The organism is Pseudoalteromonas issachenkonii (assembly GCF_002310795.1).
GTDB classification, from domain to species: Bacteria; Pseudomonadota; Gammaproteobacteria; order Enterobacterales; family Alteromonadaceae; genus Pseudoalteromonas; species Pseudoalteromonas tetraodonis.
The window spans coordinates 154,595-167,643 of record NZ_CP011030.1 but is presented as its reverse complement, the minus strand read 5'-3'; the positions used below and the strand labels follow the sequence as shown (position 1 = coordinate 167,643).

Genomic DNA, 13,049 nt, shown 5'->3' with positions numbered 1-13,049 from the left:
TGTTAGATTATATCTACGTTGAGTTCCAAATCGGAACTCCTGTTTATTAGCTTGAAATCCAAGCTTAATTTATTCTTTCTTGTTCCCGAGGGAATTTTGAAAGCCTGCGTATTATAATGATGCTGGTGATAAATGCAACAACTATTTAGACATAATTGCTTTGCAATTGTCGTTTAAAAAATAGCTAAGTTTATTAATAGTGAACGTAATGGAAGTGATGATGTCACTATAATGTCATAGCTTGTCGATTAATCTGCAGAGGATCTTTGCGATAATATGTTATCCTATGCGCTAATTTTGCTGTTATATACCCATATTGGTTTGGGTAACTACTCTCTTATGGTGAGTCAATGCGTATTTTAAATTATGGTTTAAATCTTATCTCTGGTGGTATTAGCCGTTTGTTTGTTAAAAGCAAAGTACTGCCTGAAAAGCCGTTAGAGCAATTTGAGTTAAACCCTAAAAACCCGACCTTTTATATAGTGCGTTTAAATTCACGCTTTGATTTAGCGGCACTCGCGCGTGTATGTAAACGAAATGGTTTACCCGACCCAACCGAGCAGCAAGTGTTAGGTGACCAAGCGTTAGATCGTTTTATTGGCATTAAAAACCCACCACCGTTATTTGGCAATAAAGAAAAGCCTACCAACGCATTAGATCAGGGCAAGCAAATCATTGAGCACTTATTAAATAGTGGCCAAAAAAATGTGCAGGTTGTGCCTGTGACTATTTTATGGGGCAGAGCACCGGGTAAAGAGAAGCCAGGACTGAGTACTTTACTTTCGCACTCACTTACGCCCAGCTGGTTTAGAAAAATATTTGTTGTACTTTTTTCAGGTAGAGACAACTTTATTCGTTTTAGCCAACCACTCGATTTATCACTATTGGTGAACGAAAAAGCCGATGTAAATGAGCTTCCGCATAAACTACTTCGCGTAGCTAGAGTACACTTTAAGCGCCAGAAGCTGGCTGCCACAGGGCCTAAAATCCCATCTCGAGATCAATTATTTAGCTCACTACTGGCATCCCCAACGATAAAAAAAGCGATTCAAACTGAAGCGTCTGAAAAAAATATTAGCCAAGCCCAAGCGCGACAAAACGCATTAAAGCTTCTTGATGAAATTGCTGCTAATTACAGCGACGCCACCATTCGCGTTGCCGATCGCATATTAACCTGGCTTTGGAACAAGCTGTATAATGGGATTGATATAAAGTACACCGAGCAAATCCATGACCTAACCAACAAAGGTCATGAAATAATCTACATGCCGTGTCATCGTAGTCATATGGATTACTTGCTACTGACCTACTCTATTTACCATCAAGGGCTTGTTCCACCGCATATTGCAGCGGGTATTAACTTAAACTTTTTCCCAGCCGGTGGCATATTCCGCCGCAGTGGCGCGTTTTTTATTCGCCGCTCGTTTGCTGGTAACAAACTTTACTCAGCGGTATTTAAAGAATACTTAAGCCAGTTATTTATCAAAGGTTACTCGGTAAAGTTTTATACCGAGGGTGGGCGCAGCAGAACGGGACGTTTACTACCCCCTAAAACCGGCATGCTCGCAATGACAATGCAAGCCATGTTGCGCGGTATAGACAGACCTATATCTATTGTGCCGGTATATATTGGTTACGAGCACGTCATGGAAATAAACACCTATTTAAAAGAGCTGGCTGGGAACGATAAAAAAGGCGAGTCGATATTAGGTATTTTTAAAGCGATTAAAAATTTAAAAAACTATGGTCGTGGTTATTTAAACTTTGGCGACCCTATTTCTATCAATCAGTATTTAAATGATAACCAGCCTGACTGGCGTGAATCAATTCATGCAACCGATGTGCAAAAGCCACAATGGTTAGGGCCGCAGGTGGCTAATCTTGCTGATCAGGTTATGGTTAAAATTAACAATGCCGCCGCACTTAACTCAGTTAACTTACTGGCGATGATACTGCTGGTAAACGATAAGCAGGCATTGAGTAAGCCAAAGCTGTTAGCTCAGCTTGAGTTTTACTTACGATTGCAACGTGAAGCCAGCTATAGCAGTAAAATAACCGCACCAGATGAAACACCAGAGCAGCTACTTGAACATGCCTTAAAACTTAACAAGTTTGACGTGATCAGTGATGAGTTTGGCGAAATAATTGCGATAAGCGATAAAGAAAAAACCTTATTCAACTATTACCGTAATAACATTTTACATATTTTTGCGGTGCCTAGTTTAGTGGCGCTGCATTTATTTAAGCAACATCAAAGCACCGTAACTCAGTGCCATCAGCTGGTGAAATCTTTTTATCCATTGTTTGCTAAAGAGTGGTACTTGCAAGAGTTAGATGAGAGCTATGTTACTCGTATTTTAACTAACTTTAGTGATCAAGGCTTAATTGCGCTTGATGGTGATAACATTAAAGTGACTCAAAATAACGATAGCTTTGCCAAACTCGAAATGCTCGGTCGTGCATTGAGCTTTACTTTGCAACGTTATGCGATTGTGATTGGCTTTATTCAAACCAGCCAAGGGATTGAAAAAGCAGAGCTTGAACGTGAAAGCTATGTGCTGGCGCAGCGCTTGGGTACGTTACATGGCATTAAAACGCCGGAGTTTTTTGACAAAAAGGTACTCAGTAGCTTTATTTCAAACCTACGCGAACAAAAGCTAATTAGTGAGTCAGATAATGGCTTACAAGGCAGTCCAGCGTTGTGCGAGACTTACAAACAACTACAAACGCTATTACCGGCACGTATTTGGCAGTCAATAACAGATATTGTGCACGCTCAATGCAAGTAAAATAAAGCCATACCCACTATATTGAAGGTATTCAATATAGTGGGTATTAGGATTAGCGCTGGCGCATTACCCCTTCTTGAATAGTAGAGGCTACCAAGTTTCCTTGGCGGTCAAAAAACTGCCCACGTACCAGCCCTCTTCCTGAGCTCGCGCTTGGGCTATCAATAGTATATAAAATCCAATCATCCATTCTAAACGGACGATGAAACCACATAGCATGGTCAATCGTCGCCACTTGCATATTCGGCTGCATAAACGACACGCCATGTGGTTGTAATGCGGTTGGTAAAAATTCAAAGTCGGACGCATACGCTAATAAATAGTTATGAATACGTTGATCGTCAGGCATATCGCCATTGGCTTTAAACCAAATATGTTTTACTGGTTCGATGGCTTCTGGTTTAAAGGGGTTATGAAAATTCACTGGGCGCATTTCAATCGGCATTTCACGAATAAATTTATTACGGATAGCTTCTGGAATATGCTGTGCATTTTCTTGATAAAACTCTAATGAAGAACGTAGCTCTTCAGGGGCAGGAACATCTGGCATGGTCGCTTGATGCGATAACCCTTGTTCATCACCTTGAAACGACGCCGTCATGTAAAAAATAGGCTTACCGTACTGAATCGCGCTAACACGACGCGTACTAAAACTTTTACCATCGCGAATCGTTTCAACGTCATACACTATCGGCTTTGCAGCATCGCCTGGGCGTAAAAAGTAAGAATGTAATGAGTGAACAATTCGCCCCGCTGGCAGTGTTTCTTTGGCTGCTGAAAGCGCTTGCCCCATAACTTGACCGCCAAACACCGCTCTAAAACCTAAGTCTTGGCTTTGTCCTCGGTATAAACCTTGTTCAATTTCTTCAAGTGATAACAACGACAATAAATCATCTAATACTTGGCTCATTATTTCTTCCTCAATCCCCTAATTTCTAAATGATACTATACAATACTGGAAAAATACCAACACACTGAGTGAGGAAAACTAATATGGCTTTTTGGCTATTTAAAACCGAACCCGACGCCTTTTCAATTGATGACTTAAAGTATGCCCCTGAACAAACCACGTTATGGGAAGGCGTGCGAAACTACCAAGCGCGTAACTTTATCCGCGATGATGTTAAACAAGGTGATTTAGTGATGATTTATCATTCTAGCTGTAAACAGATTGGTGTTGCGGGAATAGGAATTGTCACTAAAGCCGCTTACCCTGATCCGACTCAGTTTGACTTAAGTAGCGATTATTATGATGCCAAAGCAACCGTTGAGACCCCCCGTTGGTTTGTGGTGGAAGTAACCTACCATTCTCATCTCAGTAGCATAGTGAGCTTGCAAGCAATTAAGGCAAATGAGTCAGTGACAGACATTGCTCTTAAAAAAGGGGGGCGTTTATCGGTCATGCCAGTGACCGAAAATGACTGGAATGAAATTTTGAACATGGCTTAATAGTCGCAAAGGTAACATACATTTTTTCATTAAAAAGGCACTCCACCAGCGCAGCATAGCTTGGCTCAATTTCTCTTATGCCCTCATATTTGCTATGATCTGCGGCTTGTGCGCACTGGAGGAAAAATGAAATTACTATACTGGTTAGATGAATGGTTAACTCTCAGCGATAATGAGAAGCAAGCAAAACTACCTACCTCTGGTGGGGATTTACTCGGTGATGTGTATGTAAAATATCACTTTGTTGATCTCAACAAACCCTTACTTTTTACTTTTTCACCTGCCGGTACTGATGTACAAGAGCGTGATTTGAACGAAGACTTTGCACCTTGGGGCTATCATTTAGCACAAAAGCAAAACGTTAATATTATTGCGTTTCAGCATTTGGGTAAAAGTAATTGGTTTCGTAACCGCAATTTAATCTTTTTTATTGAGCAACTATCAACCCTACTCTCTCCTTTTGAAACCAAGCTAGGTTATGGACTTAGTCGTGGCGGCTTTGCTGTGGGTGCATTTGCTAAATTACTCAAACTCGACAAAGTACTGCTTTTCCATCCTGTTAGCACTAAAAACAAACTTATCGCCCCTTGGGATGACCGCTCAAGTACCGACATTGCCCAACAATATGACTGGCAAGGTGACTACCATGATTTAGATTTAGGGGATGCACAGGGCTACATTATTTACGACCCAACCAACCGCATTGACCGCCAACACGCTAAACGCTACCAGCAGCTCACTCACTTACGCGTATTTGGGATGGGGCACGGCACTCATGCCACTTATTTAAATAAGTTTGGGTTTTATAAACAAGTGGCTATTGATTTTATTGCTAATCAACAAATCGACATTGCACAATTTAGGCTACAAACAAAAACACTGCGTTTAAAAGAGGATTATTATAAAAAACTTAATAAAGCCAATGCTAATTCGCCGCATCGTCAAGCGTTATTAAGTACCGCTCACACTATTTTAATCGACGAAAAAGCAGCGCACGTGCAAGAGCACCAAGAAAAAATTGATATTCAACCTTTAATAGACGTAGCCATTAAGCATCAAGATGAAAATCCAAATGATGCCATTAAACTATTAGAAGTGGCTCAACAGCTAGCGCCAGACGACCCGCTGGTTGAGCATAAGCTGAGACAATTAGAATAAGTAACAAAAGGTACTCATTCTTTACTTTTTCTTGGCGTGCCCTTGCTTGGGCACAATCGAAAAGTAAAGAATCAGCGCTATCCACGAAAAGAAGATAGCGCCGACTAGCCAGCCATTTTTTTCATGGCCTTGGCTACGCTTACTGTTAAGAATTATCATAATAGGGAAAATGTAAGCACATAAAACGATAATTAAAAACGCAATTTCAGTCATTATTTTTCCAAGCTAGGCCAGTCAACTTCATTACTCAATACTCGCTCTTGCGCAATGTAATGCAAAATATCTCCGGCGTTTACTGCATAATCTAAAGGCGGATTTAAATCCATATTTTTTGCACTTAAATTATGAGCCACACCTAACAATATTGCATCATGATCGTACTTAAAGTGATGAAATAATTTACCAAACTCCATGGTTTTTACATTACTAGGGATTTGTAAACTAAACTGCGTATCACCATGCAAGGTTGATAATAATTCCTCTTGTACACGACTTGAGCCTGGGTCTTGCATTGAGCGCACTAAAATCTCTGCTGATTTAGTACTGCTACACTCTACGTTGTGGCAATGTTCTAATAACATTTCAACTTTTGTTTCATCAAAAAAGTGCGCACTTATGTGGCAATCTTCTTTGACTAAACGGCTAATACGCAGTGCGGTGGTAAATGTTTGGTCGTCATCTTGGCCATCAATAATCACTTTATCGGCGTGGCGAATGGCAACGCGCTCTAATTCATCCAAATCGGTGAAACTGGTTAGGCGAGCAAAATCAACATTCTCATTACTTAAAAACGGATGCTCTATTTGTTCAGTAACCGCTAATAAAATACGGCGATCTGTCCGCTTAGTATCAGCCAAAATGTAGTCGATCATTTTTTTGGTACGAGCATTATGCCAACCAAAAATAATAATATGATTGCTACTGTGAGCAAAGTTTTTATCACCAGTCATAGCGCGCCTAATTAAGTAAGTTACTGTTTGTCCTGTTTTACCCAACAAGACACCAAATAAAGCCAAACCAAAAGGTATTTGTATTAATGCGACAATCCATCGACCTAAGTCAGTTGATGGACTTAAATCCCCATACCCTACCGTTGAAGTGGTTACCGTGTAGTAGTAAAAAAAAGTACCCGGTGAAAGCAGTGCCTGCTCATTTGCCACTAACAATAAGCACCAAGTAAGCAGCATATGTAAGGATGTTGCTATTACAACAGACTGCCAACTTACCTGATCAATATGGCTGCGCAACAGCACAACAATACGTTTAAAAATATGATGCATAATTTTTTGTTAATCGATTGATTATTTAAATCATTTAGTAACACGATACTGCACATGATAACACTTAAGCAACGTTTTACTGTAATCGAAATATTCACGGTTCGTTATGAAGAAAAATAAGAGTAAACTATAGTTATAAAGTTATGAGGAAAAATATGGGTCTATTATGTCAGGTGTTTTAGCGTCAGTTGATCAGCGTACTCAGCTTGTAGGCGAAAATCGTTTAGAGTTGCTACTTTTTTATTTGCATAGCCGCCATTTATTTGCACTCAATGTATTTAAAATAAAAGAAGTGGTAAAGCTTCCCCGTTTAAGCAAAATACCGCACTCTCACCCTAAGGTAACCGGTGTAGCCAATATACGCGGTGAATCTATCCCAGTGATTGACCTTCGCCAAGCCATTTCTATGGCTAAAAAAGAATATGGTGAAGATTGTAATCTGGTCATAACTGAATATAACCGCACCACACAAGGTTTTTTAATTGGCAAGGTTGATCAAATCATGAATATGACCTGGTCTGACATTATGCCGCCCCCCAGCTCTGTGGGTAAAAATCATTATATTACGGCACTAACTAAAGTACAGCGTGATGGCCAAGAGCAATTAGTTGAAATTATTGATGTAGAAAAAGTACTCGCTGAAATAGTTGAGTACGAGGTCAATATTACTGATGGGGTGTTGGATGAAACCATCGTAAACGAATTTGCAGGACGCAAAATATTGCACGCCGATGATTCGCCAACAGCACGTAAACAAGTTAGCGATACGTTATCGCAGCTTGGTATCGAAATTATTCCTGCCAGTAACGGCCTAGAAGCCCTACAAATGCTCAAAAGCTGGGCTGATGAAGGGCGCGATGTTGAAAAAGAGCTGCTAATGGTGATTACCGATGCCGAAATGCCTTCGATGGATGGCTATCGCTTAACCTATGAAATACGTAACGACAATCGCTTAAAAAACTTACATGTGGTGCTTAACACGTCCCTGAGTGGTAGCTTCAACCAAGCCATGGTGGAAAAAGTAGGCTGTAATGCATTTTTATCAAAATTTCAGCCCGACTTACTCGTTCAAGAAGTACAAAATCGCTTAAAGCAAGTGCTTGGTGATTCTTAATTGAGCATAACTAGCAAATACCGACCAAGGTAAGTATTTGCTAGCGACACCCCCTCATTAACAACCTTTAAAAAGTCTGCCTTGCTGAGCGTTTATTCAAAGCGGTGTTTGCTAATCCTAAGATTTCATGATTAATTAACAAATAAGTTTTCACTAACTCGTTATTAATTATGCTTAATAAAGTTGCCAGTCCATTTACCAAGCTCGTCGAGCGCTACTTACCCGACCCATTTATATTTGTTATTTTGCTCACCATTATTACTTTAGTCATTGCGAATTTAGCGACCCCTGCAACCACACTTGAGGTAATAACATCATGGGGGAGCGGGTTTTGGAACTTACTAAGCTTTGCCATGCAAATGCTGTTGGTGCTAGTAACAGGCTATATGCTTGCCAGTACCTCTTTAATAAGTATGTTACTAACAAAATTAGCAACGCTTGCTAATACGGCCCCAAAAGCCATTATTTTAGTGACATTTATTTCGCTTTTGGCAAGCTGGCTAAATTGGGGGTTTGGCTTAGTAATTGGTGCTTTATTTGCTAAAGCGATTGCTAATCAGACTCGAGTGGATTATCGGCTGTTAGTGGCAAGTGCCTATTCAGGCTTTGTAGTATGGCACGGCGGATTGGCAGGCTCCGTACCACTAACCATTGCCACCGAAGGGCATTTTTCACAGGCGACTATGGGTATTATTGGCACACAGCAAACCTTATTCGCAGGCTTTAACATTGCGATTCTGATTGGCTTATTTATTATTATGCCGCTGGTTAACCGCTACATGCTACCGAGTGAAAAAGACAGTGTTTATGTTGACCCATCACTGCTTGAAAACACACCACCTGATAAAGTAACAATAACACGCCCTGCTCAGCATTTAGAACAAAGTAAGCTATTAGGTATGGGCATTGGTTTAATCGGACTTGCCTACTTAGGTTATTACTTTTTCATCGCAGGTGGCGGCTTAAACCTCAATAGTGTAATTGCCCTGTTTTTGTTTATGGCAATCACTCTGCATCAAACACCCCATAATGTGCTTAATAGCTTGCAACAAGCGATTCCGAGTGGCGCAGGAATTGTAATTCAGTTCCCTTTTTATGCTGGCATTATGGCGGTCATGGTAGATACTGGACTGGCGCAACAAATATCACAGGGCTTTATAGCCATCGCTGATGCCGATAGCTTGCCATTTTACAGTTTCATTAGTGCAGGACTCGTTAATATGTTTGTGCCCTCAGGTGGCGGACAATGGGCGGTACAAGCGCCTATTGTTATACCTGCAGCACAAGAGCTTGGTGCAGATATGGCGCGGGTTGCTATGGCTGTGGCGTGGGGAGATGCGTGGACTAATTTAATTCAACCCTTTTGGGCATTGCCGGTATTAGCCATTGCAGGATTAAAAGCTAAAGACATTATGGGCTTTTGCGTGGTACAGCTGATTATTACTGGGGTGTTTATATCCTTGATGTTGAGCTTTTATCCGTAAAGAAAAAAACTTATTAGTAAGCAAAAAAATAAAAAAAGTGATAATACAATGAAAAACTTACCCATATTATGAACTTTCTTTTGATTCTTAAGCTTATAATCTAAAAGCTGATCACCCATCAAGGAAGAGCAGTGAGGACATGTGCACAATGAATTATCATGTAATAAACAGCAACGTTCGCAGCGGCTCTGCTTCCTCTTTTTTAACATTATTGCTAAATTAAACCCAATAGTCATATTAAACCTAAATAGTAAAACTCAATCATATTAAAGCTACTACTTTTTATCTTTCAAAAGATATGTTCGCAACTTTCTATTGAAGTAAATAACAACTAAGACTATGAGCATATAATAAGCAAATTTATATACTTCATCTGTAAAGTGAATATAATTTTCATATAATAAGTTAAGAGAAGACCATATAAAAAAAGTTGCAATTATCTGAATTAAAAGTACTTTATATCTCATTACTTCAAATCAAACCAAGCTACTGCAGCTATGTATACAGCACCAGCAACAAGTGCCCCTTTAACGCCCAACATACCACCAGCAGACATTGCCGAAGATAAATCTTTTGAAGAAAAATCTCCCCAACAATGTTCTGCACATCCACCATTCACTTCTTGAAATTCATTCACGCTTAATTCACGCATTTTATTATACTCCATAAATCCGGTGCTTTTTAGTTAAGTCATCGGGTTGTTAATATGCTCAACCTTACAATTAGGTGTGCGGTTAATAGGCTGGCTTTAGCTGCTCGCTAAAGTTAACTAAAGCTACCCGTCTTTTAGTTGTTTGCATTTAGCAAACTACCAAAATTTTTAAAGTTATTTTTACTGCCCAACATTACGCACTTACTGTTTGCTGTTGCATATTCACCAGCTCTCCACCTTTAAGTTCAAATACTTTATCTGCCATATTAATAGTTTCTTGGCGGTGGGCAATCATAATGCGTGTAATGGGTAAGTGCTGAATTTGCTCGCTTATTTTAGCCTCGTTATCTTTATCTAAATGGCTTGTTGCTTCATCCATAAACAACACGCAGGGCGATTGATATAACGCACGGGCAAGTAATAACCGCTGCACCTGCCCACCCGATAAGTTTGAGCCCATATCACCTACTAACGAATTGTAACCCATGGTCATTTTAGTAATATCATCATGAATAGCAGCATGGTGGGCGCACTGCTCTATTTTTAAATAATTGGGTTGTGGATCAAAAAAGCTGATGTTATCGGCGATTGAACCTGCCAGTAACGTGTCGTCTTGCATTACAGCGGCAATTTGCTTACGGTAATTTTTAAGGCCGAGCTGGGTAATGTCTTTACCATCAAGCAGCACTTTACCTGAGGTAGGTTGCAATAACCCGAGCATCATTTTCATCAAGGTAGTTTTACCCGCACCAGAAGGCCCGGTAATCGCAATAGAATCACCAGCATTGAGCGTTAAATTCACGTTAGTTAAAATGGGCGCTTGCTCTTCACTGTAACTAAAGCAGATATTTTCAAGGGTAAGCTGACCTTTAACATTACCCTCGTCATCACCGGTATAGGCTATTTCACCATCGCGATTGGCTTCTTGTTGAGTTAGGGCAATATCGGCAATACGGTCTAAGTGTAAGCGCATCATTTTAAATTGAATGATTTGCTCAATTAAGTTGGCAAAGCGGCTAGTTAACTGGTTTTTATAGGCAATAAACGCCAGTACCATACCAACAGACAAGCTATTGCTCATAACTAACAATGCCGCAAAGTAAATCACTAATACATTTTCCAGGCCAAATAGCAGTTTATTAAATGAATCAAAACTTATATTTAATCGCCCTAAACGAATTTCGCTGTTTATTACCTCAGCATAACGGTTTTGCCAAATGCCTTGGCGCTGCGATTCATTACCAAACAATTTTATGGTTTGCATACCGCGAATATTTTCTAAAAAGTTGGATTGTTCTTTAGCTGAATTTTGAATCATTTCTTCGGTGGCTTGGTGCAGTGGCCTGTAAAGTGCTAAGCGCACTAAGGTATACAGCACAATTGCCCCTACAACCACCGCAGTGAGTTTCAGTGAATAAATAAGCATCATAATCAATACGGTAATGGCCATGACGCCATCGACTAAGGTTTCTACAAACCCAGTAGTAATGCGTTCTCGTATTTGTGCTAATGAGCCAAAGCGCGAGACAATATCGCCAACATGGCGCGACTCAAAATAATTCATTGGTAGTCGCAATAAGTGCCTGAGCAAGTTCACCCCCATTTGCATATTGAGCAAACTCGAAAGCCGCAAAATCAGCCAACTCCGCACTGCATTAGTCACCACTGAGATAATTGCAATCAGCGCGAACCCCATAGCCAGTACCGTTAATAACGATTCGTCAAAACTAATTAGTACTTCATCCACAACCCACTGCATATAATACGGGGTCATTAAGGCGAATAGTTGTAATACTAATGACAATGCAATCAGTTTTAGCAACCCTGCTTTTAAGCCCTTCATGGTGCTCCAAAGCTGGGTAAACTTCATTCTTGCTTGTTCTTGTTTAGCTTCAAACTTGCTGGTTGGCGTGAGCTCTAAACAAATGCCGGTAAAGTGTTTACTAAACTCTTCCGAGCTTAAACTACGCTTACCCACAGCAGGGTCGTTAATAGCAAATTTAGCTGAAGGCCCTTTACCAGAGACTTTGGTCAGCACCACAAAGTGATTCATATCCCAGTGCAATATACACGGTGTTTGCAGTTTATGGACTTCTTCGATTGGGCATTGCAGCGCACGACTGGCTAGCCCTAAATTATCACCCAGCTCAATCAGCTGCTGTAAGTTCATACCCTTTAGATTCGCCGAAAAGCGCTTACGCATAGCCGGCATATCCAGCCTATGACCGTGATAGCTTGCCACCATTGCCACAGAAGCTAGGCCGCATTCAGCTATTTCGGATTGAAGGATAAGGGGTATGCTATTTTTCAGGCTAAAGTTTAAATCCAAAACACTATCCTAAGTTAAATCACGAATTGAGCAGCTAAGCTATAATAGAAACAACTTCACTATTTGATACATTAAATTAGCTAAAAACACACATAAGATAATAAAAACAATAGTACTAATACTTTTATTCTTTTCAATCTGCTTTTCTAATGCTAAGAATATACAAGTAAATATAAATATCAGATAGTTATCACTTGAATTTTTAATGAAAATGAAGAACACACTCAAAACAAATGTTATTAATGCAATTGATTTCATTCCTACCCCTTATTGATTTAAGGCCCAACCAAAGATTGGACCTTAATTACTTACTCTGTCGCCATTGAATAAAGTGAAGAGCCAATATACCAACCACCTGCAGCAGCAGCGATTACAGGAAAGAAAAATGCTCCTGCCGCGGCGCCAGCGATCGAGCCCGCAACGCCAACAATACCAAGCCCTAAGCCAATCGTATTATCTGCATTTAATGCCCCACCTGTAACGACTTTACATTCTAATTCGTTTAATTCTTTCATTATTTCTGACTCGCATAATATGCAGCACCAGCTGCAACTAGAACCAACCCGCCGGTCATAAACATAGCACCAGCTAATGCGCTAGTCGTAACAAAAGCGGCCCCCCAAGCTCCAGCTCCACCAATCAAACCTGTTGCACCTAGAGATCTTCCTCCACCATTTACTTCTTGAATTTCTTTTACGTTTAATTCACGCATTTTGTTATACTCCATAAATCCGATGCTTTTTAGTTAAGTCATCGGGTTGTTAATATGCTCAACCTTACAATTAGGTGAGCGG

Annotated in this window: 12 protein-coding genes; 5 read left to right on the top strand and 7 right to left on the bottom strand. The window is 40.2% G+C overall.

All coding sequences use genetic code 11. The annotated features are described in order from the left end of the window. Positions 1-350 precede the first annotated feature (350 nt). Positions 351-2,789, top strand: coding sequence for a glycerol-3-phosphate 1-O-acyltransferase PlsB (gene plsB, locus PISS_RS00795; RefSeq protein WP_024601283.1), 2,439 nt, complete (start codon positions 351-353; stop codon positions 2,787-2,789). Positions 2,790-2,841: 52 nt separating this feature from the next. On the opposite strand, the gene tesB is transcribed toward plsB, so the two are convergent. Continuing rightward, positions 2,842-3,699, bottom strand: a complete 858-nt coding sequence (gene tesB / locus PISS_RS00790) for an acyl-CoA thioesterase II (RefSeq protein WP_013463778.1) — start codon at positions 3,697-3,699, stop codon at positions 2,842-2,844. Between the two features lie 83 nt (positions 3,700-3,782). Between tesB and PISS_RS00785 the strand changes: the two genes are divergently transcribed. Both PISS_RS00785 and PISS_RS00780 read left to right on the top strand, forming a co-directional pair. After that, the gene (locus PISS_RS00785; RefSeq protein ID WP_058153997.1) at positions 3,783-4,238 is read left to right on the top strand and encodes an EVE domain-containing protein; all 456 of its coding nucleotides are present in this window, start codon (positions 3,783-3,785) and stop codon (positions 4,236-4,238) included. 126 nt (positions 4,239-4,364) lie between these two features. Beyond that, positions 4,365-5,396, top strand: a complete 1,032-nt coding sequence (locus tag PISS_RS00780) for a hypothetical protein (RefSeq protein ID WP_036955672.1) — start codon at positions 4,365-4,367, stop codon at positions 5,394-5,396. Between the two features lie 21 nt (positions 5,397-5,417). Here the strand turns inward: PISS_RS00780 and PISS_RS00775 are convergent, their stop codons facing one another. Continuing rightward, positions 5,418-5,609 carry a hypothetical protein gene (locus PISS_RS00775; protein WP_013463775.1) on the bottom strand — a complete coding sequence of 64 codons (192 nt, stop codon included), beginning with the start codon at positions 5,607-5,609 and terminating at the stop codon, positions 5,418-5,420. Continuing rightward, positions 5,609-6,676, bottom strand: coding sequence for a potassium channel family protein (locus tag PISS_RS00770; RefSeq protein ID WP_013463774.1), 1,068 nt, complete (start codon positions 6,674-6,676; stop codon positions 5,609-5,611). Before PISS_RS00770 ends, PISS_RS00775 begins: the two co-directional genes overlap by 1 nt. Before the next feature lie 166 nt (positions 6,677-6,842). Here PISS_RS00770 and PISS_RS00765 point away from each other — a divergent pair, with 166 nt between their 5' ends. Next, positions 6,843-7,790: a chemotaxis protein CheV gene (locus PISS_RS00765; protein ID WP_013463773.1), complete on the top strand. Its 948-nt coding sequence runs from the start codon at positions 6,843-6,845 to the stop codon at positions 7,788-7,790. Between the two features lie 170 nt (positions 7,791-7,960). Then, positions 7,961-9,274 (top strand): short-chain fatty acid transporter, encoded by a 1,314-nt coding sequence (locus tag PISS_RS00760; RefSeq protein WP_013463772.1) that lies wholly within the window; start codon positions 7,961-7,963, stop codon positions 9,272-9,274. Positions 9,275-9,740: 466 nt separating this feature from the next. On the opposite strand, the gene PISS_RS00755 is transcribed toward PISS_RS00760, so the two are convergent. The 4 genes from PISS_RS00755 to PISS_RS00735 form a co-directional block, all read right to left on the bottom strand. After that, positions 9,741-9,926, bottom strand: coding sequence for a hypothetical protein (locus PISS_RS00755; protein WP_013463771.1), 186 nt, complete (start codon positions 9,924-9,926; stop codon positions 9,741-9,743). Between the two features lie 193 nt (positions 9,927-10,119). Continuing rightward, positions 10,120-12,255, bottom strand: coding sequence for a peptidase domain-containing ABC transporter (locus PISS_RS00750; RefSeq protein WP_076916056.1), 2,136 nt, complete (start codon positions 12,253-12,255; stop codon positions 10,120-10,122). A 308-nt stretch (positions 12,256-12,563) separates the two neighbouring features. Further along, positions 12,564-12,770 (bottom strand): hypothetical protein, encoded by a 207-nt coding sequence (locus tag PISS_RS00740; protein WP_013463769.1) that lies wholly within the window; start codon positions 12,768-12,770, stop codon positions 12,564-12,566. Beyond that, on the bottom strand, positions 12,770-12,967 hold the full coding sequence (locus PISS_RS00735) for a hypothetical protein (RefSeq protein ID WP_013463768.1): 198 nt from the start codon (positions 12,965-12,967) through the stop codon (positions 12,770-12,772). Before PISS_RS00735 ends, PISS_RS00740 begins: the two co-directional genes overlap by 1 nt. Positions 12,968-13,049: the final 82 nt, after the last annotated feature.

Bases quoted from the DNA above. Each gene is read 5' to 3' on its own strand.
- PISS_RS00775 (WP_013463775.1), bottom strand. From the start codon at position 5,609: ATGACTGAAATTGCGTTTTTAATTATCGTTTTATGTGCTTACATTTTC.
- tesB (WP_013463778.1), bottom strand. From the start codon at position 3,699: ATGAGCCAAGTATTAGATGATTTATTGTCGTTGTTATCACTTGAAGAA.
- PISS_RS00770 (WP_013463774.1), bottom strand. From the start codon at position 6,676: ATGCATCATATTTTTAAACGTATTGTTGTGCTGTTGCGCAGCCATATT.
- plsB (WP_024601283.1), top strand. From the start codon at position 351: ATGCGTATTTTAAATTATGGTTTAAATCTTATCTCTGGTGGTATTAGC.
- PISS_RS00780 (WP_036955672.1), top strand. From the start codon at position 4,365: ATGAAATTACTATACTGGTTAGATGAATGGTTAACTCTCAGCGATAAT.
- PISS_RS00785 (WP_058153997.1), top strand. From the start codon at position 3,783: ATGGCTTTTTGGCTATTTAAAACCGAACCCGACGCCTTTTCAATTGAT.
- PISS_RS00755 (WP_013463771.1), bottom strand. From the start codon at position 9,926: ATGCGTGAATTAAGCGTGAATGAATTTCAAGAAGTGAATGGTGGATGT.
- PISS_RS00760 (WP_013463772.1), top strand. From the start codon at position 7,961: ATGCTTAATAAAGTTGCCAGTCCATTTACCAAGCTCGTCGAGCGCTAC.
- PISS_RS00765 (WP_013463773.1), top strand. From the start codon at position 6,843: ATGTCAGGTGTTTTAGCGTCAGTTGATCAGCGTACTCAGCTTGTAGGC.
- PISS_RS00740 (WP_013463769.1), bottom strand. From the start codon at position 12,770: ATGAAAGAATTAAACGAATTAGAATGTAAAGTCGTTACAGGTGGGGCA.
- PISS_RS00735 (WP_013463768.1), bottom strand. From the start codon at position 12,967: ATGCGTGAATTAAACGTAAAAGAAATTCAAGAAGTAAATGGTGGAGGA.